This is a genomic window from Streptomyces sp. NPDC090994 (assembly GCF_044768905.1).
GTDB lineage: Bacteria > Actinomycetota > Actinomycetes > Streptomycetales > Streptomycetaceae > Streptomyces.
In genome coordinates, this window is sequence record NZ_JBIVWS010000004.1 from 475,053 (window position 1) to 493,444 (window position 18,392).

Here is an 18,392-nt window from a genome sequence, read left to right on the forward strand (position 1 = left end):
GGCCATGGCTCGATTCATGGACGTCCATCACGGGATGCACGGCATCACCGCCGACCAGCTCCACCAGGCACACCAGGCGGATCTGGCCATCGAGAAGGACGAGGACGTGCACTTCGCCCGGGCCTGGGCGGACCCGGACTCCGGCACGGTCTACTGCCTCTCCGAGGCGCCGTCCGCGGACGCGGTGCAGCGCGTCCACACCAAGGCGGGCCACCGCGCCGACGAGATCCACGAGGTGCCGCTCACGGTGTGACGGGTCGTACGAGTCGTACGTGCGGGAAGGTGTGTGCCGCTGCTCAGGACGCGGGCGGACCCGGCGGCGGCGGTGGAGTCAGGTCCGGGTCCGGGAAGACGCCGGCTCCTCGTCCGCCGGGGTCCAGTCCTCCTCCGGGCCGAGGTCCGGGGTCAGGAAGGGGTTGGTCACCGGCGGCGGCGAGGCCGCGGTGGCGTGGCTGTACGCTCCCTCGGGAGCGGAGAACAGCGAGGTCGAGTCGATGAGAGATCTCCCGTTCGTGTAGCGGTCGGTCGCCGCGGTCTAGAGCTTGCTCATCTTGGCGTAGGGGCTCAGGATGCGCTGCCGGGCGGAACCGAAGTCCACGAGCGCCGCGATTCCGTCCTCGATGCCGATGACCCGGCCGAGGCCGTACATGTCGTGTGTGACCTGGTCGCCGACGGCGAACTCCTTGAGCGGCGGTGCGACCGGTGCCTTGAAGGGACTGGTGGGCAGATGGCGCTTCAGTGGCTTTGTCATTGACCTCAGTATGACCCGCCCTCACGGCCCACGGGGCCCCGGCGGAGCACGGGAACGACTCAATCGCGGTCGATCGGCCCGGTGACCTGGCCTTGGCGGCGTGACGGCAGGGCGGTTTCGCCGTGCGGGCGCCGGTACGTCCGTGGTCAAGTTCCGCCGGGTCACAGCTCCGTCCCGGCGGGCGACGGGTCCGGACCCGTCGTCCAGGGCCGTCCGGGGACTCTGTAACAGGGGTGTCCTGACGGGCGGCCGGGCGGAACGGAGCAACGGGTCCGGCGGCTCCTCGTTGTCAGAAACGCCCGCTCGTACCGACTCCGACTCCGACTCGGACCGAGCAGCGCTACCGCGTCCCACCGAGACCGAGGAAGAAACGATGCGCGTTCGCAAGCTCACCTTCACCGCCCTGGCCCTTGCCGCCGGCCTCTCGCTCACCGCCTGCAACGGCGACGACAGCGCGGCACAGAGCAGCGGGACGTCCGCGTCCACCGCGTCGTCCGCGTCGTCCGCGGGCAGCGGTTCCGCCGGGGAGTCCGCCACGGACCAGGGCACGGCCACCGGGTCCGGGACCGGCTCGGACGCGAACGCCGCGGCCGGGAACTGCAGCACCGACGCACTGGAGGTCACCGCGACGGACGCCACCATCGGAGGTGACCCCGAAGGAATGGTCGCGGTCACGTTCAAGAACGGCGGCGGCCAGGACTGCATCCTGTCCGGCTACGCGGGCGTCGACCTCAAGACCAACGCGGGGGACCTGTCCGCCGAGCGCACCGGCCAGGACTCCGACCCCGTGACCCTCGCGGACGGGGAGTCGGTGTCCTTCGGCATCACCTACCCGGTCAACGACTCCGGCGGCTCCGGCGTCCGCATCACGGGCCTCGTGGTGACCCCGCCCAACGAGACCAAGTCGGTCACCCTCGACTGGCCGGGCGCCGCCTCCCTGCCCGTCACCGACGGCTCCGGCTCCACCGTCAAGGTCGGCCCGATGGGCAGCGTGGGCCAGGGCGGGGCGAGCTGAGGCGGATTCCTCGGGCTTCTCTCCGGGCCGCCGCCGGCCAGGACAGACGCGACCGGATCGAGCGACCGTCGCTCGATCCGGTCGCGTCTGTCGTGTACGCACGTGATCGGCAGGCGCGACGGCGTTCTGCGTAGGGGGCATCCGTCACTTGTTCCTGCCGGAGCAGACGCGGACGTGCTTCTCGGTGCGTCAGGTTCCGCGTGCGCGCGCGAGAATGTGCGGACACGTTGGAATGTGCTCGATCATTCACCCGAAGAAACGTTTTGCTCTATCGAACAAGTGGAAAGTGACGTCTCTTCACGTTTGAGGCTCACGAGGCACCCCGGGCGGCAGGTACGGGGCGTTATCGGATGCAGTAAAGTGAAGACGGACTCAGAGTAAGCCGTGTCGGTGCCCATTCTGAGCCATTGCGAATGAGCAGCCGCTTACCAAGTGGCTGCATTTTTGCACTTCAGACCTCGCGGGGCTGACACAAAGAGAGGCACAGAGTCCAATGGCGTGCAGGTTCAGGCGCAAGCTCGCCGGACGCACCATCAGCAAGGCCCAGCTCGACAACATCACGGCTGCCGTAGAGCAGAAATTCCACCCCCTCGATCACATCGAATACTGCATAACGAGTGGACGTTACGAGCATAAGAACAAGTCCCTCGCCTCCGTGACGCAAAGAGCCGGATCGCCGACTATTGTTCGCACTTTTTCGATCGAGGCATTTTCTGGCCGGAATTCGTTCCGGATGAGCGTGAAGCGAAGCTCGATCAAGCTCGTGGCCCAAGGGGACGACGACTATTTCGCCCCGGGTTTCGTCCGCGAGATCAAGAGCATCCTCGAACCACAGCCGACGTTCGTCGACAAGCTGCTGACCCATGGGGTCCACATCGCGCTGCGGTGCCTCCTGTCGGGTGCCACCCTGGCGGCGGCCGTCGCAGTCCTGGGCACCCGCCAGTTCGCCTGGAACTGGATCACGACCGCGCTGTTCAGCTCGTTGCTCCTCCTCTATGTCGAACGACGCCTCGGCTCCCGCGTGCTCCTGAGCGACAACGCGAAGGAAGACTGGAAGAGGACCGAGAAGCTGGCCCTGGCCGGCGTCGTGGTGACCCTCGTCGTCGGAGCGGTGACGAACGGAGTGAACCTGGCGAGAGACACGGACGGCACGACCACCCCTCCGGAATCGTCCGTCACCGCCTCCACCACCGCGCACAGCCTCGGAGACACGAGGCCGGACCGGGATTTCGCGCCTTCTCGCAGTTCGAGGGAGACCTTGCCTCCCCTCATCTTCCCCGAACCCGCCGCAGTCCACCCCGGAGATACGTTCATCCTTTCCGGTCAGCGGTTCATGCCAGGCGAGGACGTCCATATCACCGCGCGTTCCGGGTCCTGCTCCCACGATTCCCCCGGCGGCCGGCACACGTACCGAGCCGACAGCAGCGGCGAGATCGGCCCCGTGGAGATCGCCGTCGAGGAGAACGAGTGCCGGCGAGGACACGAGGGAAAGGTGGAGATCGCCGCGAGGGGAAGTGAGAGCAAGGCGACCGTCACGACGGAGGTCGAGATCCGAGCATCACGTCCCTGAACGTCAGCTCCTTCCCACAGCGGGTGCCCCGCGCGAAGCGCTCGACCAGGTCGGGGTCGGCGATGAAGGGAGCGCCGAAGAAGACCGCGTCGACGCCCCCGTGGCCCGAGGATCTCGTTGCCGAGTGCCCGGCCGCAGGGCCGTCCGCGTGCCTGCAGCACGAGTACGAGCCCGCGCTCACCACGACCGATCGGCTCGCGCCGCCTGCGGAAACATGCGGCGGCGTGCACACAGGACCGGGCCCTGCCCCGCCACCCGATGCCTTGCAACGGCCCGGACGCACCGAAAAAGCCCCCTCCCGGCGAAGGACTCGCGGGCAGGGGGCTCGTTCGTGGGTGCTTACTTCTTCTTGCCCTGGTTCTTGACCGCCTCGATCGCCGCCGCCGCCGCGTCCGGGTCGAGGTAGGTGCCGCCGGGGTTGAGCGGCTTGAAGTCGGCGTCCAGTTCGTAGGAGAGCGGGATGCCGGTGGGGATGTTGAGGCCCGCGATGTCGGCGTCGGAGATGCCGTCGAGGTGCTTGACCAGGGCGCGGAGCGAGTTGCCGTGGGCGGCGACCAGGACGACCCGGCCGGTCAGCAGGTCGGGGACGATCGAGTCGAACCAGTACGGGAGCATCCGCGCGACGACGTCCTTCAGGCACTCCGTCTGCGGGCGCAGCTCCGGCGGGAGGGTCGCGTAGCGCGGGTCGGAGAACTGGGAGTACTCGGCGTCGTTGGCGAGCGCCGGCGGCGGGGTGTCGTAGGAGCGGCGCCACAGCATGAACTGCTCCTCGCCGAACTCGGCGAGGGTCTGGGCCTTGTCCTTGCCCTGGAGGGCGCCGTAGTGGCGCTCGTTCAGGCGCCAGGAGCGGTTGACCGGGATCCAGAGGCGGTCGGCGGACTCCAGGGCCAGCTGCGCGGTGCGGATGGCGCGCTTCTGGAGGGAGGTGTGCACGACGTCGGGGAGCAGGCCGGCGTCCTTCAGCAGCTCACCGCCGCGCGTCGCCTCCTTCTCGCCCTTCGGGGTGAGGTTGACGTCCACCCAGCCGGTGAACAGGTTCTTCTCGTTCCACTCGCTCTCGCCGTGGCGGAGGAGGATCAGCTTGTACGGTGCGTCGGCCATGGGTCCGAGCGTAATCGACGCCCCGCGGCGGCCGCCCCCGGTGCCCGGTGGACGGACGGCCCGGGCCGGGTGTTAATCCAGTGGTCGCCGGGACGACGGATGAGTAAGGTGTGCTTGCTTGTTCGGTGCTTACATTTGCTCTACGGGGGATCCATGCCAGCCGCCGGTCCGATACGTGCCGTCCGGGAGTCCGTCTCGGGGCTCCCCCGCGAGTTCTGGTGGCTGTGGACCAGCACCCTCGTCAACCGGCTCGGTGCCTTCGTCGCCACGTTCATGGCGCTGTACCTGACGCTGGACCGCGGCTACTCCGCCTCGTACGCCGGTCTCGTCGCCTCCCTGCACGGGCTGGGCGGGGTGATCTCCTCGCTGGCCGGCGGGGTGATGGCCGACCGGCTGGGGCGGCGGCCGACGCTGCTGGTGGCGCAGACGTCGACGGCGGCCTCCGTCGCGCTGCTCGGCTTCGTGCGGGACCCGGTGGCCATCGCGGCCGTCGCCTTCCTGGTGGGCGCGGCCTCCAACGCCTCGCGGCCGGCCGTGCAGGCGATGATGGCGGACATCGTGCGGCCCGAGGACCGGGTGCGGGCCTTCTCGCTGAACTACTGGGCGATCAACCTCGGGTTCGCCGTGTCGTCCATGGCGGCCGGGTTCATCGCGGAGTTCAGCTATCTCGCCGGGTTCCTGATCGAGGCGGGGATGACGCTGGTCTGCGCGGTCGTCGTCTTCCTGAAGGTGCCCGAGTCCCGGCCGAAGGTCCGGGCGGCCACGACCGACGAGGTTCCCGTGTCGCTGGGCACGGTGCTGCGCGACGGGCGGTTCATGAGTGTCGTGGGGTTGTCGTTCCTGGTGGCGCTGATCTTCCAGCAGGGGTCCGTGGGGCTGCCGGTGGCGATGGGGGACGCCGGGTTCTCGGCGGCCGACTACGGCCTGGCCATCGCCGTCAACGGCCTGCTCATCGTCGTACTCCAGATCCCGGTGACCCGCTTCATCGAGCACCGCGATCCCCGGCGGTTGCTGATCGTGTCGTCACTGCTCGCCGGGTACGGATTCGGGCTCACCGCCTTCGCCGGGTCGGTCGGCGTCTTCGCCCTCACGGTGTGCGTGTGGACCCTGGCCGAGATCGTCAACGCGCCGACCCAGACGGGGCTGGTGGTCCAGCTCTCGCCGGCGCGGGGGCGCGGCCGTTACCAGGGCATGTACAGCATGTCCTGGTCCGTCGCCGCGCTGGTCGCGCCGCTGATGAGCGGTTTCGTCATCGACCGGTACGGCGCGGCCTGGCTGTGGGGCGTGTGCGCGGTGATCGGCACGGTGGCCGCGGTGGGGTACGGGGTGCTGATGCGGCGGCTGTCCGCGACGGCGTCCACCGTCACCGACGGCGGGCCCGCACCTGCGGAGGCGGAGGTCAGCCGGGCCTGAGGGGGACGAACCCGGTTGCACCGCCCGCTTTCCGGCGATGGCGTCCAGGGACGTCACTTCCGTGCCGGTCAGGAACTGCTCGCGTTCGGCCAGGAACCGATTGGTGTGCGACTGCTCCTCATGCGCCTCGAACGCGGTCCGGTCGGCATACAACTCGTAGAAAACGCGGACCAGCGGCTCATCCACAGGAATGTGCATGACGTAGGTCAGCGTCTCTGGCTCTCGTGACTTGATCCCTGCCAAGGTCTCAGCACACAGGCCGTCAAAGGCGGTGTCCGCCTGCTGATCGCGCAACGTGAAGCGGACGACCAGCCCGAAGCCCTCACTCATGGGCGCTCCTTGCCAATGGCACTGACTCCGCCAGGCACTGACTCGTCACCGCATGCGATGCCCGCGCGACGTAACGTGGTCAGCAAGACCGACTCGCGGGGGTACGCCTTGCAGTTTCACGAAGAAGCCAGTATCGGGGACCGGGTGGCCCGGCTGCGTGTGCGTCGGAAGCTGACGCAGGAAGGACTCGCCGAACATGCCGGCCTGTCGGTCGACATCGTCCGCAAGCTCGAACAGGGAGTACGGCAGACCGCCCGCCTCGCCACCATCAACGCGTTGGCGCGTGCGCTGGACGTCGAACCGTCCGCTCTCCTCGGCCAGCCCACCACCTTCGAGGTGCGTGGCGAGGAGGACCCGCCCTCTGTTCTCGCGCTGCGACAGGCCGTCTCACCCGTGTCCGATCTGATCGGCGAAGAAGAGGCGGAGCCGGAAGAGCCACCTGCAATCGCCCAGTTGCGGAACTCCCTGCGTTCGACCGAGCGCATTCGGCGCGAAGGACGCTTAGGAGAGATCGGCACCCTGCTCCCCCAGTTGATCCGGGACGCCAAGGACGCAGCGCGGTCGCACAGCGGCACCGATGCGGCGGCAGCCCACTCCGTCCTCGCCGAGGCTTATCAGGTCGCCGCCACCACTCTCACCGCGCTCGGGAAGGAGGACGCGGCCTTCACCGCTCTGGAGCGTTCCATGGCCGCAGTCGCGAGGGCGGATGATCCTCATCTGGAATCGGTCGGCTACTCCAGCCTCGCATGGGTCCTCACCAAACAGGGCCGCCTGGCCGATGCCGAGCGAGTCGCACTGTCAGCAGCCGAGCGCATCGAGCCGGGCTTCAGGTCCCACCCCCTCGAACTCGCCCTGTGGGGAGTCCTGCTGCTCCGCGCCGCCACCGCTGCGGTCCGGCTGGAACGACGGGACGCCGTCCGGGAGTTCCTCAGCATGGCCAGGGCGGCGGCGGCCCGGATCGGGGTGGACCGGCTCGATTACGCGACACCCTTCGGCCCGACCAACGTGGGTGTGGCAGAGGTCAACTTCCTCGTGGAGATGGGGGACACCTGCGAGGCGCTCCGTGCGGCGCGTGCGGTGACCGGCCTGGCGTCACTGCCGCCGACGTGGCGTGCACGCTTCCATGTCGACCGCGCTCTCGCTCACGCGGACCTCAACAGGGACGGCGGCGCACTCCAAGCTCTCCTGGCGGCCGAGCGCGCGGCCCCGGAGTGGATGCGTTACCACTCCACGAGTCGCCGCCTGGTGACCGACCTGCGCAACCGGGAACGCCGTCGGACTTCGCCCGTCCTGGAACTCGCGGACCGTCTGAACATCGAGGGGTAGGACGTCCTGTCCCAGTCGGTCGGGGCAGTGGCACATGGCGTCACTGTCCGTACCGGCTCGCTCGCCCTAGCGTTACAGCGCCGTCATCGATGACGGACCCCCGCGACCGCTGACACGGCCCGGGGGCATGGCCCACCTGAAGGAACCAGGTAGACATGCCGCACTGTATCGCCCGCCTCTGCGCGCTGCTGCTGAGGCTGATGTTCCCTCCGCGCGGTCGGCACCGCGCCGTCTCGCGTCCCGTTCGCGTATCGCGACGGTCGGCCACCGCACCGAACGTCCGCACCGAGCCCCGCGTACATCACCGGCCGGCCGACCAGCCCCGCCTCCGAGGCAAGGACTCCCCTCTCGTACGCCCCTACCTCGTCGCCCCTGGCCAGCGGGAGCACCTGAAGCGTCGTCGGCAACGACAGCGTCAGTACCGCTGTCCCCATGTCGGCCCACGCCGGTTCCACGGGGTGGCGGTCCAGGGCGTCGGGACGACCGGCGAAAGGGTGGCCGCGTGATGGACACCGACCCGACCACTCCCGCCCCGCGCCGGCTGACCCGTCTTCTGCCCTGGTCCGGCCCCGAAGGAAAGCCCTGCTACCTCATCACCGACGGCAGCGGAAGGGGTTACGTCTCCCGGGTCGCGGACCGGATCGAGTCCGTGCAGCTCGGGATGGGCGCCGAGTTGGTCAGCCACGCACAGGCGCTGCTCAGTACCCCCGGAGCGAGCGCCGGCGAGCTGAGGTTCCTCTCCGCCCGGCTGACCGAGGCTCTGCGAGACGCCCTCCGCGTCGCCGAGAGCCGCGGAGCGCGGCTGCCTGTACTCGATGCCGGCGATGAGCACAGCCCACGCGGGGACACCGACCTTCCGTCTGCCCGGTGAGACCCACCCGACTTGTACGCATACTCCCTCTGCCATTGGAGGTCGCAATGCATCAGCTGATCGTCGCTCCGTTCCTCTCGGACTGCTTTGTCTTACGCCCGGGAAGCGCCGCAGGCATCAGGATCAAGCAACACCAATACGTGGAACTGCGCGATGCCACGATCAAGGGACCGATTCCCGAGTGGCTGCGCAAAGCCGCTCGGCGCCGCTGGCGGCTCGATCTGGGAGAAAGCCCGGCACGTGACGCGCTGTTGATCCGCTCTCCCTCTCCATACGGCCACGGTCGCGCCTCGTACGAGGTGAACAACGGGTGCAACTGGGCGTGCGGCCACTGCGTCTACGGCGACAAGGTGCACGAGGGTCTCGCATGGAAGCCTCGCGAGTGCCTGCTGCACATCCTGCGCGACGCGGGAATCGTGTGGATCGAACTCGGCGGGGGCGAGTGCACGATCGACAGCCACTTTCCGGAGACGTACGCGCTCGCGTACGACCTCGGGATGATGGTGGAGATCCTGACGAACGGGTCCACCCTGCACCGCCCGGCCATGCTCGACCTGCTCACCTCCCGGCGCCCGTACCGGGTGACGCTCAGTGTGTATGGCGCCACAGCACAGACCTTCGACGGCTTCACACAGCGCCGCGGCTCCTTCGACAACTTCATGCGCGGCCTCACCGCAGCCGCCGAGGCCGGTCTGCCGCTGTCCCTGAGCGTGATCATCACCCGCAGGAACGCCCACGAGGCCGAGGCCATGCGGGCACTCGCCCACCGCTACGCCTCGCGCGTCCGCGAGTACGCCCACATCTCCCCGACCTTCGCAGGCGGCGCCGAGCCCCTCGCTGAGCAGGTCCCGGAGCTCCTCGGCAAGGAATCCCCCTTCACTGGATGCGACGCCGGCCACACGTCCCTCAACGTGAACCCCTTCGGCTTGGCAACCGTCTGCAAGGTCTCCCGTGACCACCCGATACCACTGCTCAAAGAGGGTGTCGCGGGATTGGCGCGGCTCGGCGCCATCGCTGACCGGGCACTTCAGCGTCAGGACGCATGCACGAGCTGCGCCCTGCAGAAGAAGTGCACCACGTGCATGCCGGTCGTGAAGATGCACCGCCGAGCCGGCTCGCCTCTGAACCGCTACTGCCAGCACGCCTGAGAAAGGAAGCACGCCCATGACTGCCACAGCAGTGGAGATCACCGTACGACCTGCCCCCGAGGACGAGTGCGAGTTCGTCGACCTCGACGAGATCGCCGGCGGCGACGTCATGAGGGGCTGCGGAGACGACAACCCGTACAACTGAGCCGCCCCCGTCCTGAGGCCGCCCGCCCCGCGCGAGCGGCCTCGCGTGTACCGCCCGACCACCTACACTCCCGCCGTGGTGACCATGAGACTGCAATGGCAAGACCTGCCCAACGCCACCCGTGAGGCCGTCGAGGCCCGTACCGGCCCTGTCTACGCAGCAGAAACCGCCAGCAGGGGACTCAACAGCGAGATCGCCGCCACCCTCGACACCCGCGCCGGTCGTGTCTTCGTCAAGGGAATGAGCACCGACCACCCTCGCGCGTGGACACAGACCCGCGAGGCCACGATCACCCCCTATGTGGCGCCTCTCGCCCCACGCCTGCTCTGGCGGATCAACGATGGGACTTGGGACCTGCTCGGTTTCGAGCACCTCGACGGCCGGCCCGCGGACTACCGCCCGCACTCCGACGACCTGCCGCTCGTCGCCGAGGCGATCATTACCCTTTCCGGCGTCCGGGCCCCGGTCGGCCTGGAACTCAAGCACATCGAGCAGCGCCTCGCGGACTACATCGACGACCCCCATGACGCCGAGTTGCTGCGCGGCAAGACGTTGCTGCACACCGATTGGCACCCCGACAACGTCCTGATCGCGGACAACGCCGCCCGCGTCGTCGACTGGGCATGGCCGACACGCGGCGCCGCATGGATCGACGCGGCCTGTTGGGTCGTCTGGCTCACCTCAGCCGGCCACACGCCCGCAGCCGCTGAACAGTGGGCCGCCAAGACGCCCGCGTGGTCCACCGCGCCCCGGCGTGCCCTCGACGCCTTCGCGACCGCTCAAGAGCGGCTCTGGGCCGGTATCGCCGCGGACGCACCCGACATCGCGTGGATTCACGATCTCGCCGCCGCAGCCGGCCAATGGGCCGCCTACCGTCGTTCTTGAGGAGGCGCACCCATGCCGGACCCGCTCATTCACCCGCACAGGACACTCACCACCCGCGAGGGCACGTCGGTCGAGATCGACACGGACATGGTTCCCACCATCCGTGAACTGTGGCGCCTCGACTACACGACGCTCGCCTGCTGCCAAGACGTCGGCGAGGCAACCGCAGGTGTCCGGGCACAAGCCGAAAAGCCCCTCAGTTACGGCGCCGACGGGTTCATCGCCTATCACCTCGGTTGGGCCTTGGTCAAGCTCCCGATCACCGACGCTGTGCGCCTCGTTGCCTTGCTCTCGCAAGCGCCGGCGTTCGCCGACCGGGTCAGCCACCGATGGCGCCCCGGTTCCTGGCGTATGCATGTCCCCCTTGTACCGGAGGGACTCGACGCGGCCGCCCTGCTGCATTTCCCTCGCAAGCAGCTACCCGAACTCGCCGGGTTCCTCGAACGGCAGTAAGGCACCCTGCCCACAAGTCCGCCGGTCGGCCCCAAGGCCGGCGGGCGGACTCATGCCCCGCCGGTCCCGTAGCGCCCTCGCATACTTCGGCCAGGTGATCCATAGGTCTACTGCCACCACGCCGAGGGCGCCGCGGCAGAGACAGCTCACGCGTCTGGCCGAGTCCCTGACGGACGTTCTCCGTATCGCCGAGAGCCGCGGAGCTCGGCATTTCCTATCGAGCCACTCGGTGACGGAGGTAGACAACCCCTGACCCGAAGGTCCGGGTCTCGACGAGTTCGAGGTCCACCCGGCGTTCATTCCGGGGGAAGAACGGGACGCCGCCGCCGACCAGCACCGGGTAGACGATGGTCCGGTACTCGTCGATCAGGCCCGCCGCGGCCACGTCGGCGGCGAGGGTCGCGCCGCCGATCGCGATGTCGCCCTCTCCCGGCTCGGCCCGCCACCGCTCGATCTCCTGCGCCGGGTCGCCGGAGGCCAGGCGGGCGTTGCCCTGAACCGCCGTGAGGGAGTGGGAGAACACCACCTTGGGGAGCGGCTTCCACAGCGCGGTCCATTCTCGCGTCGACGCGTCGAGCGACGGGTCCTGGTCGGCGGTCTCCCAGTACAGCATCGTCTCGTACAGCCGTCGGCCCAGGAGATGGACGCCGACGTCTCGGATCTCGTCGATCCAGAAGCGGAAGACGTCGTCGTCGGGGTCCGACCAGTCGAAGCGGCCGTCCGGTCCGACGATGTAGCCGTCGAGTGAGACATTCATCGAATAGGTCACGCTGCGCATCGGGGGCCTCCTCGGTGACGGTTTCGACCGTAGTCCCTCCTCAAGCGCCCCGGGCGGAACTCACGGATGCATCCGCGCCCCCTTCAGCACCTTGTCCACCGCGTTTCTCGGCCCGTACACCGCGAGGCCCACCAGGTCCAGGTCGGCGGTGGGGACGGCGCGTACCGCCGCGCGGTTGTCGCGGTCGTTGCCGGTGGTGAAGAGGTCGGCGGTGAAGACGGAGCGGGGCAGGGCGCGGGTCAGGGCGCGGGTGTGGGCCGTCTTCAGGGTCTCCTTCGTGCCCTCGAAGACCAGCACCGGCTGGCGGAACATGGGGAGGTAGGGGACGCCGTCCGCGTCCTCGTACGGCTCGCCGACCACCTCGGGGACCTGCGGGCCGAGGCCGCTGACCAGGAACGCGGTCACGTTCAGGCGCTGCCAGGTCTCCAGGTCCGCGCGGAGCAGTACGGCGATCTTGGTGTCGAAGCGGACGGGTTCGGTGTCAGTCGTGCCTTCCATGATGCGAGCATGGCGGCCGGTCCGCGGACCGGTCTTGTACGTTTTTTGCATGGCCGTACCCAGGAGCGCACTCAGGGACGGAACCGCCGTCTCCGCCTGGCGTCCGCGCGTCCCGGGCGTCGTGGAGGTCTTCCACGCCCGGTTCACCGAGTACGCCTATCCGATGCACGTGCACGAGGCGTGGACGCTGCTGATCGTGGACGACGGGGCCGTACGGTACGACCTGGACCGGCACGAGCACGGCACCCCGCACGACACGGTGACCCTGCTGCCGCCGCACGTCCCGCACAACGGCTCCCCCGCCACGCCGGGCGGCTTCCGCAAGCGGGTGCTGTACCTCGACGGCTCCCGGCTGGGGGACGATCTGATCGGGCCGGCCGTGGACCGGCCGGACGTGCGCGACCCCGTGCTGCGGCGCAGGGTGGGGCAGCTGCACGCCGCGTTGGCGCGGCCCGGGGAGGCGCTGGAGGCGGAGAGCCGGCTGACGTTGATCGGGGAGCGGCTGCGCACGCATCTGCGGCCGGCCGAGGCCCGTCCCGCGCGCCGGGATCCCGTGCTCGCGCGGCGGCTGCGCGAACTGCTCGACGAGCGGCTCGTCGAGGGGCTCAGCCTGGAGGAGGCCACGGCGCTGCTGCCGGCCCATCCGGCCCATCTGGTACGGGCGTTCAGCGGGGCGTACGGGATCGCGCCGCACCAGTACCTGATGTCCCGCCGGGTGGACCGGGCCCGGCGGCTGCTGCTCGCGGGCGACGCCCCGGCCGAGGTGGCCACCGCCACCGGCTTCTACGACCAGGCCCATCTGACCCGGCACTTCAAGAAGCTGGTGGGGGTGACCCCCGGCCGCTACCGGACCAGTACGGCCACGGTGCTCACTTGACGTCGACGTAGTCCCCGGCGGCCGTCGCGCCGCCCGTGGTGGACGTCTCGCCGAACGTCCAGCGCCAGTAGCCGTCCGTGGAGGCCTTGACCGTGGTCCTCAGGTCGCCGGCGGAGTTCGCGCGGACGGTCTTGACCGTGGCGTAGGTGCTGGTGCCGGCCTTGCGGAACTGGAGTTTGGCCAGCTTGCCGGCGTAGCCGGTGTACGTGTGCCTGACCCAGTCGGCGCGGGTGGCCCTGCCGGTGACGGTGAGGGTCTTGCCCTTGGCGACCGGTTCCGGGGAGGCGTTGACGGTCACCTTCGCGGCCCGCTTGACCGGGACGGTGCCGAGGCCGGTCAGGTACTCCTCCGCCTTCACACTGCCGCTCTTGGTCCACAGCATGGCGTGGACGGCGAGCTTCCAGGTGGTGGCGTCGTTGTTGGAGTCCAGCCGGTAGGGCGGGTCGATGTAGAGGGTGCCCTCGCAGTCGGCGGCGCGGGTGCCGTCCTCGTAACAGGTGTACGAGCCCGCGTAGATGCCGCCGGACTCGGCGCCCTTGGCGGCGGTGGTGCCGTGGTACAGGAACGGATCGAAGTCCACGGTGCTCATGGAGTACCCCGCGGGCCAGCTGACGTGGAAGCTGATCGTCGGTTCGACCTCGGCGGTGGTGCCCACCACGATGGGCTTGCCCTTGTTCAGGACCACCTTCGACACCGCTATGCCGGTGTCGGCGGCCTCCGCGGCCGGGGCGGTGAACGCCGCCAGGGCGAGCGCTCCCGCGAGCGCCGCGGCCACGGTGCCGGTTCTGCCTGTGCTCATGCACGGCCTCTCACTGGTAGGGAGGGTGAAATCGCCGCAGATTAACAGGCTGTTCAGCTCGCGTCGTCGCCGGTGGGGCGCTGGGTGAGCGACGTGAACGCGTCCAGGTTGCGGGTCGGCTCACCGCGTGCCGTGCGCCACTCGTACTCCTTGCGGATCGCGCTCGCGAAGCCCAGCTCCAGCAGGGTGTTGAAGGCGCCGTCGGCGGCCTCCAGGACCTGGCCGAGCAGGCGGTCGATCTCGTCGGGGGTGACGGCGGGGAGGGGGAGGCGGGCGGTGACGTAGATGTCGCCGAGGCGGTCGACGGCGTAACTGACGCCGTAGAGCCTGAGGTTGCGTTCCAGCAGCCAGCGGTGGACGCCCGGCTCGTTCTCGTCGGGGTGGCGGATGACGAAGGCGTTGAGGGAGAGGGAGTGGCGGCCGGCGATCAGGGAGACGGTGGTGGAGAGCTTGCGGGTGCCGGGGAGCGTGACGACGTAGCTGCCGGGCTCGGGGCTCTCCCACTCCAGGCTGGCGTCCCGCAGGGCCTCCTCGACGGTCCGCGCCGCCGTCCGCTGTGCATCGTCAGCCATGGTGGGAGGGTACGCGACGGCGGTGGGACTGCATCGCGGCGGCGTAGACGTCGGCGGTGGCGGCGGCGGCCGTGTCCCAGCCGAAGGACCGCGCGTGCCGGGCAGCGGCGTCGCCCATGCGGGGCACGAGGTCGGGGTGGTCGGCGAAATCGCGCAGTACGCGCGCGTACGCGGCCGGATCGTGGCCGTTCACCAGGAAGCCGGTCCGCCCGTCGCGCACCGCGACCGGCAGGCCGCCGACCGCCGCGGCGAGCACCGGGGTGCCGGCCGCCTGCGCCTCTATGGCGACCAGGCCGAAGGACTCGCTGTAGGACGGCATCACCAGCACGGACGCGGCCCGGAACCAGTCGGCGAGCTGGTCCTGCCCGACGGGCGGGCGGAACCGTACGACGTCCGCGATGCCGAGCCGGGCCGCCAGCTTCTGCAGGCCCTCCGGTTTGGCGAGGCCGCTGCCGCTGGGGCCGCCCACGACGGGGACGACGATGCGGGAGCGCAGCTCGGGGCGCTCGGTGAGCAGCACGGCTACGGCGCGCAGGAGGACGTCGGGGGCCTTGAGGGGCTGTATACGGCCCGCGAAGAGGGGGATCAGCGCGTCCTGGGGCAGGCCGAGGCGGGCGCGGGCGGCGGCGCGGCCGTCGGCGGGGCGGAACCGGTCGAGGTTGACGCCGGGGTGGACGACGGCCACGCGCGCGGGGTCGGCGGCGTAGTGCCGGACCAGCTCGCCGGCCTCCTCCTGGGTGTTGGCGATCAGCCGGTCGGAGGCGGTGACGATCTGGGTCTCGCCGATGACCCGGGCGGCGGGTTCGGGGGTGTCGCCCTCGGCCAGGTTGGCGTTCTTGACCTTGGCCATGGTGTGCATGGCGTGCACCAGGGGGGCGCCCCAGCGCTGGGCGGCCAGCCAGCCGACGTGGCCGGAGAGCCAGTAGTGCGAGTGGACGAGGTCGTAGTGGCCGGGGCGGTGGCCGGCCCACGCCTGCATCACGCCGTGCGTGAAGGCGCACAGCTGGGCCGGGAGATCCTCCTTGGCGAGGCCCTCGTAGGGGCCGGCGTCGACGTGCCGGACCAGGACGCCGGGGGACAGTTCCACGGTCGGCGGGAGGGCGGCGGTGGTCGCCCGGGTGAAGACCTCGACCTCGATGTTGATCGCGGCCAGGCGCTGCGCCAGTTCCACGATGTAGACGTTCATGCCGCCGGCGTCGCCGGTTCCCGGCTGGTGCAGCGGTGAGGTGTGCACGGAGAGCATGGCGACGCGACGGGGCCTGCGACGGGGCCGCAGGCGCGCGGGGGCCGCCGCCGAGCGACGCCCGAGCCTGCCGGCGTACTGGCTCACGGGGCGTTCCTCCTTGCTGCGGGCGGCCGGTCCGAGGGCGCGCCTCGCCCTCCACCGGAGTGCAACGCGGGAGCGCTGTGCCTCATTCCGGTTTCCTCGGTTTTACCGAATCATTGCCGTTCATCGCTCAACCGTTCGACACGTGGTTGCGTACGGGCCTGTCCGGACGTTCGCGTTCCCGTTCCGGACACCCCGGGTGTCCCCGATGGCCCCCGGCACACGACCGGCGGCTCCGCTCCGGAACCGCCGCTTACCCTCGTAGGCATGCCTCCCCGCGCCACGCCCGTCCCTCAGCCACGGCTCCGTTCGGCGAGCGGGGGGACCCGCGCCGTGGGCACGGTCACGCGCGGGACGACCAATCCGAACCGGCTGCGCCGCATGGACCGGTGGATCGCGGCCACGCACGGCGCCGAACTGCGCCGGGCCGGCGATCCGGTCGCCGTCGACCTCGGGTACGGGGCGGCGCCCTGGACCGCCGTCGAGCTGCTGCACCGGCTGCGGGGCGTGGCGCCACGCGCGCGTGTCGTGGGCGTCGAGATCGACCCGGCGCGGGTCGCGGCGGCCGAGCCGTACGCGCGCGAGGGCCTCGCCTTCCGGCACGGCGGCTTCGAGATCCCGCTCCCCGGCCGCCCCCTGCTGGTCCGCGCCGCGAACGTGCTGCGCCAGTACGACGAGGCCGAGGTCGCCGCGGTGTGGCGGCGGCTGTGCGCGCGGCTCGCCCCGGCGGCCGGGCACTCCCGCGGCGGACTGCTGGTCGAAGGCACCTGCGACGAGATCGGGCGGCGGCACGTGTGGGTGGCGCTGGGGCCCGAGGGGCCGCGCACGGTCACCTTCGCGACCCGCCTCGGCTCCCTGGACCGCCCCTCGGACCTGGCCGAACGGCTGCCGAAGGCGCTGATCCACCGCAACGTCCCCGGCGAGCCGGTCCACGCCTTCCTGCGCGACTTCGACCGCGCCTGGGCCGCCGCCGCGCCCTACGCCTCCTACGGCGCCCGCCAGCGGTGGATGCGCGCGGTGCGGGACCTCACGGCCGACTGGCCGGTGACGGACGGGCCTGCGCGGTGGCGGCAGGGGGAGGTGACGGTGCGGTGGGGGGCGTTGGCGCCGCGCGGGTGACCTGTGCGGAGCGACGGGACGACGGGATGCCAGGAACGATCGTTTCGTGCCGTTCGTCATACGGGCGGGAGGCGAGGTGCGGCTCGGGGGCGTGATGCGGCTCGGGGGCGTGGTGTTCCTGGGGGACGAGGTGTTCCTGGGGGACAACGGGGAAAAGAACGGCTTCTGTCGGTCTCTGACTGCCTCTGTCGCTTCGCGATCCGACATGGCACGATCCCCGGGGAAACGGGGCGTAACTGACGGTTGATCAGCGTGGGGGCAGAGGTATGGGTTCGGGGAAGCGTGGCCTGATCACCGCGGCCGTGGCCGTGGTCTGCGCGGTGACGGTGCTGACCACACCGGGCACGGCGTTCGCGGACCCGGGCCCCACCCCGGCCCCGACGGTCACCGTCACCCCGGACAAGGACCTGGAAGCCGTACGCGACCGGCTCGACCGCCTCTACCGGGAGGCCGCCGCCGCCACCGACGCGTACAACGCGGCCGAGGAGCAGGCCGAGCAGCAGTCCGCGCAGGTCGTCGAGCTGGCGAAGAAGATCGTCGAGGGCCAGGAGGAACTGGACGACCTGGAGGCACGCGCCGCCGCCGCGGCCCGCTCCCAGTACCGCACCGGCGGCCTGCCCGACGAGGCCAAGCTGATGCTCAGCGACGACCCGCAGGAGTTCCTGGACGGCGCGGGCCGGGTGCTCCAGGGCCAGCGCGCCACCAAGGGCCTCCTCGGCGAGATGAAGCGCGCTCAGGCGGCCCTGAAAACCTACGCGGCGGACGCCTCCGAGCAGTGGGAGCGGATGGAGGCCAACCGCGCGGCGAAGGCCGCCGCGCGGAAGACGGTGGAGCAGCGCATCGCGGCGGCCGAGAAGCTGGAGTCCGAGCTGGAGAAGGAGGAGAAGGAGCGCCTCGCCCGGCTGGAGCGCGAGGCGGCGAAGCGGGCGCAGAGCGCCTGGCTCGACTCCGGCGTCCTCGACGGGACCGGCGCGGAGGTCACCGAGCAGGGCGCCAAGGCCGTACGGTACGCCACGGCCCAGATCGGCAAGCCGTACGTCTGGGGCGCCGAGGGCCCGGAGTCCTTCGACTGCTCCGGGCTCACGTCACAGGCCTGGGCCTCGGCCGGCCAGGGCATCCCGCGCACCTCGCAGGAGCAGTGGCGGCAGCTGGAGCGCGTGGCCGTGGAGGACATGCGGCCCGGCGACCTGATCATCTACTTCGACGACGCCAGCCACGTGGGGATGTACGTCGGGGACGGCAAGGTCGTGCACGCCCCCCGGCCGGGGCGCACGGTGACGGTCGCGGGGGCGGGCACGATGCCGATCCTCGGGGTGGTCCGGCCCGAGGAGTGACGGGCGCGTGACACGGGCGGGCGTGAGGCACACCACTGCATGAGGCAAACCACGTGACCGACCCCACGTCGTCGCCCGGT

At 70.3% G+C, this 18,392-nt stretch carries 20 protein-coding genes and 1 pseudogene; 13 read left to right on the forward strand and 8 right to left on the reverse strand.

Annotated elements, in window-relative coordinates; translation table 11 throughout:
- Positions 1 to 4 precede the first annotated feature (4 nt).
- Entirely contained in the window at positions 5 to 253 is a 249-nt protein-coding gene (locus ACIQR3_RS12330) for an SCO4226 family nickel-binding protein (RefSeq protein WP_403537614.1), read from the forward strand.
- Between the two features lie 282 nt (positions 254 to 535).
- On the opposite strand, the gene ACIQR3_RS12335 is transcribed toward ACIQR3_RS12330, so the two are convergent.
- Positions 536 to 751: a hypothetical protein gene (locus ACIQR3_RS12335; RefSeq protein ID WP_215166151.1), complete on the reverse strand. Its 216-nt coding sequence runs from the start codon at positions 749 to 751 to the stop codon at positions 536 to 538.
- A gap of 373 nt (positions 752 to 1,124) precedes the next feature.
- Between ACIQR3_RS12335 and ACIQR3_RS12340 the strand changes: the two genes are divergently transcribed.
- Entirely contained in the window at positions 1,125 to 1,766 is a 642-nt protein-coding gene (locus tag ACIQR3_RS12340) for a DUF4232 domain-containing protein (protein WP_403537616.1), read from the forward strand.
- Between the two features lie 493 nt (positions 1,767 to 2,259).
- A complete protein-coding gene (locus tag ACIQR3_RS12345; protein WP_403537618.1) occupies positions 2,260 to 3,336 on the forward strand; it encodes a hypothetical protein in 1,077 nt (358 codons plus the stop codon).
- 339 nt (positions 3,337 to 3,675) lie between these two features.
- Here ACIQR3_RS12345 and ACIQR3_RS12350 read toward each other — a convergent pair whose 3' ends face one another.
- Positions 3,676 to 4,437, reverse strand: coding sequence for a phosphoglyceromutase (locus ACIQR3_RS12350; RefSeq protein WP_215166147.1), 762 nt, complete (start codon positions 4,435 to 4,437; stop codon positions 3,676 to 3,678).
- Between the two features lie 153 nt (positions 4,438 to 4,590).
- On the opposite strand from ACIQR3_RS12350, the gene ACIQR3_RS12355 reads away from it, so the two are divergent.
- Positions 4,591 to 5,850 carry an MDR family MFS transporter gene (locus ACIQR3_RS12355; RefSeq protein ID WP_403537620.1) on the forward strand — a complete coding sequence of 420 codons (1,260 nt, stop codon included), beginning with the start codon at positions 4,591 to 4,593 and terminating at the stop codon, positions 5,848 to 5,850.
- Positions 5,851 to 5,955: 105 nt separating this feature from the next.
- On the opposite strand, the pseudogene ACIQR3_RS12360 reads toward ACIQR3_RS12355, so the two are convergent.
- Positions 5,956 to 6,180 (reverse strand): annotated as a pseudogene (locus ACIQR3_RS12360) (putative quinol monooxygenase); the annotation flags it as partial.
- A 75-nt stretch (positions 6,181 to 6,255) separates the two neighbouring features.
- On the opposite strand from ACIQR3_RS12360, the gene ACIQR3_RS12365 reads away from it, so the two are divergent.
- The 6 genes from ACIQR3_RS12365 to ACIQR3_RS12390 all read left to right on the forward strand — a co-directional run bounded on the left by ACIQR3_RS12365 (position 6,256) and on the right by ACIQR3_RS12390 (position 11,008).
- Positions 6,256 to 7,506, forward strand: a complete 1,251-nt coding sequence (locus tag ACIQR3_RS12365; protein WP_403537622.1) for a helix-turn-helix domain-containing protein — start codon at positions 6,256 to 6,258, stop codon at positions 7,504 to 7,506.
- A gap of 505 nt (positions 7,507 to 8,011) precedes the next feature.
- Positions 8,012 to 8,377 carry a hypothetical protein gene (locus ACIQR3_RS12370; protein WP_403537624.1) on the forward strand — a complete coding sequence of 122 codons (366 nt, stop codon included), beginning with the start codon at positions 8,012 to 8,014 and terminating at the stop codon, positions 8,375 to 8,377.
- A 47-nt stretch (positions 8,378 to 8,424) separates the two neighbouring features.
- Entirely contained in the window at positions 8,425 to 9,525 is a 1,101-nt protein-coding gene (locus ACIQR3_RS12375; RefSeq protein ID WP_403537626.1) for a radical SAM protein, read from the forward strand.
- A gap of 16 nt (positions 9,526 to 9,541) precedes the next feature.
- Positions 9,542 to 9,670: a hypothetical protein gene (locus ACIQR3_RS12380; RefSeq protein WP_403537628.1), complete on the forward strand. Its 129-nt coding sequence runs from the start codon at positions 9,542 to 9,544 to the stop codon at positions 9,668 to 9,670.
- An 84-nt stretch (positions 9,671 to 9,754) separates the two neighbouring features.
- Positions 9,755 to 10,555, forward strand: a complete 801-nt coding sequence (locus ACIQR3_RS12385) for an aminoglycoside phosphotransferase (protein ID WP_403537812.1) — start codon at positions 9,755 to 9,757, stop codon at positions 10,553 to 10,555.
- 12 nt (positions 10,556 to 10,567) lie between these two features.
- A complete protein-coding gene (locus tag ACIQR3_RS12390; RefSeq protein ID WP_403537630.1) occupies positions 10,568 to 11,008 on the forward strand; it encodes a hypothetical protein in 441 nt (146 codons plus the stop codon).
- A 214-nt stretch (positions 11,009 to 11,222) separates the two neighbouring features.
- Here ACIQR3_RS12390 and ACIQR3_RS12395 read toward each other — a convergent pair whose 3' ends face one another.
- Positions 11,223 to 11,786: a dihydrofolate reductase family protein gene (locus ACIQR3_RS12395; RefSeq protein ID WP_403537632.1), complete on the reverse strand. Its 564-nt coding sequence runs from the start codon at positions 11,784 to 11,786 to the stop codon at positions 11,223 to 11,225.
- A gap of 60 nt (positions 11,787 to 11,846) precedes the next feature.
- A complete protein-coding gene (locus ACIQR3_RS12400) occupies positions 11,847 to 12,284 on the reverse strand; it encodes a DUF2000 domain-containing protein (RefSeq protein WP_215166137.1) in 438 nt (145 codons plus the stop codon).
- A gap of 49 nt (positions 12,285 to 12,333) precedes the next feature.
- Here ACIQR3_RS12400 and ACIQR3_RS12405 point away from each other — a divergent pair, with 49 nt between their 5' ends.
- The gene (locus ACIQR3_RS12405) at positions 12,334 to 13,161 is read left to right on the forward strand and encodes an AraC family transcriptional regulator (protein WP_403537634.1); all 828 of its coding nucleotides are present in this window, start codon (positions 12,334 to 12,336) and stop codon (positions 13,159 to 13,161) included.
- Here the strand turns inward: ACIQR3_RS12405 and ACIQR3_RS12410 are convergent.
- The 3 genes from ACIQR3_RS12410 to mshA are packed head-to-tail and all read right to left on the reverse strand — an operon-like array spanning position 13,154 to position 15,862.
- Positions 13,154 to 13,960 (reverse strand): hypothetical protein, encoded by an 807-nt coding sequence (locus ACIQR3_RS12410; protein WP_403537636.1) that lies wholly within the window; start codon positions 13,958 to 13,960, stop codon positions 13,154 to 13,156. The two genes, ACIQR3_RS12405 and ACIQR3_RS12410, sit on opposite strands and share 8 nt — an antisense overlap.
- 53 nt (positions 13,961 to 14,013) lie before the next feature.
- Positions 14,014 to 14,532: a YbjN domain-containing protein gene (locus tag ACIQR3_RS12415; protein WP_403537637.1), complete on the reverse strand. Its 519-nt coding sequence runs from the start codon at positions 14,530 to 14,532 to the stop codon at positions 14,014 to 14,016.
- Positions 14,525 to 15,862 carry a D-inositol-3-phosphate glycosyltransferase gene (mshA, locus tag ACIQR3_RS12420; protein WP_403537639.1) on the reverse strand — a complete coding sequence of 446 codons (1,338 nt, stop codon included), beginning with the start codon at positions 15,860 to 15,862 and terminating at the stop codon, positions 14,525 to 14,527. The genes ACIQR3_RS12415 and mshA overlap by 8 nt, the downstream gene beginning before the upstream one ends.
- Positions 15,863 to 16,192: 330 nt before the next feature.
- Here mshA and ACIQR3_RS12425 point away from each other — a divergent pair, with 330 nt between their 5' ends.
- Positions 16,193 to 16,978, forward strand: a complete 786-nt coding sequence (locus ACIQR3_RS12425; protein ID WP_403537640.1) for a class I SAM-dependent methyltransferase — start codon at positions 16,193 to 16,195, stop codon at positions 16,976 to 16,978.
- 266 nt (positions 16,979 to 17,244) lie between these two features.
- A complete protein-coding gene (locus ACIQR3_RS12430) occupies positions 17,245 to 18,312 on the forward strand; it encodes an NlpC/P60 family protein (protein WP_403537641.1) in 1,068 nt (355 codons plus the stop codon).
- The last annotated feature ends 80 nt before the right edge of the window (positions 18,313 to 18,392 follow it).

What these genes read in the sequence shown, in the direction of transcription:
- ACIQR3_RS12330 (WP_403537614.1), top strand. Translation starts at nt 5, where the DNA reads ATGGCTCGATTCATGGACGTCCATCACGGGATGCACGGCATCACCGCC.
- ACIQR3_RS12335 (WP_215166151.1), bottom strand. Translation starts at nt 751, where the DNA reads ATGACAAAGCCACTGAAGCGCCATCTGCCCACCAGTCCCTTCAAGGCA.
- ACIQR3_RS12340 (WP_403537616.1), top strand. Translation starts at nt 1,125, where the DNA reads ATGCGCGTTCGCAAGCTCACCTTCACCGCCCTGGCCCTTGCCGCCGGC.
- ACIQR3_RS12345 (WP_403537618.1), top strand. Translation starts at nt 2,260, where the DNA reads ATGGCGTGCAGGTTCAGGCGCAAGCTCGCCGGACGCACCATCAGCAAG.
- ACIQR3_RS12350 (WP_215166147.1), bottom strand. Translation starts at nt 4,437, where the DNA reads ATGGCCGACGCACCGTACAAGCTGATCCTCCTCCGCCACGGCGAGAGC.
- ACIQR3_RS12355 (WP_403537620.1), top strand. Translation starts at nt 4,591, where the DNA reads ATGCCAGCCGCCGGTCCGATACGTGCCGTCCGGGAGTCCGTCTCGGGG.
- ACIQR3_RS12370 (WP_403537624.1), top strand. Translation starts at nt 8,012, where the DNA reads ATGGACACCGACCCGACCACTCCCGCCCCGCGCCGGCTGACCCGTCTT.
- ACIQR3_RS12375 (WP_403537626.1), top strand. Translation starts at nt 8,425, where the DNA reads ATGCATCAGCTGATCGTCGCTCCGTTCCTCTCGGACTGCTTTGTCTTA.
- ACIQR3_RS12380 (WP_403537628.1), top strand. Translation starts at nt 9,542, where the DNA reads ATGACTGCCACAGCAGTGGAGATCACCGTACGACCTGCCCCCGAGGAC.
- ACIQR3_RS12385 (WP_403537812.1), top strand. Translation starts at nt 9,755, where the DNA reads ATGAGACTGCAATGGCAAGACCTGCCCAACGCCACCCGTGAGGCCGTC.
- ACIQR3_RS12390 (WP_403537630.1), top strand. Translation starts at nt 10,568, where the DNA reads ATGCCGGACCCGCTCATTCACCCGCACAGGACACTCACCACCCGCGAG.
- ACIQR3_RS12395 (WP_403537632.1), bottom strand. Translation starts at nt 11,786, where the DNA reads ATGCGCAGCGTGACCTATTCGATGAATGTCTCACTCGACGGCTACATC.
- ACIQR3_RS12400 (WP_215166137.1), bottom strand. Translation starts at nt 12,284, where the DNA reads ATGGAAGGCACGACTGACACCGAACCCGTCCGCTTCGACACCAAGATC.
- ACIQR3_RS12405 (WP_403537634.1), top strand. Translation starts at nt 12,334, where the DNA reads ATGGCCGTACCCAGGAGCGCACTCAGGGACGGAACCGCCGTCTCCGCC.
- ACIQR3_RS12410 (WP_403537636.1), bottom strand. Translation starts at nt 13,960, where the DNA reads ATGAGCACAGGCAGAACCGGCACCGTGGCCGCGGCGCTCGCGGGAGCG.
- ACIQR3_RS12415 (WP_403537637.1), bottom strand. Translation starts at nt 14,532, where the DNA reads ATGGCTGACGATGCACAGCGGACGGCGGCGCGGACCGTCGAGGAGGCC.
- ACIQR3_RS12430 (WP_403537641.1), top strand. Translation starts at nt 17,245, where the DNA reads ATGGGTTCGGGGAAGCGTGGCCTGATCACCGCGGCCGTGGCCGTGGTC.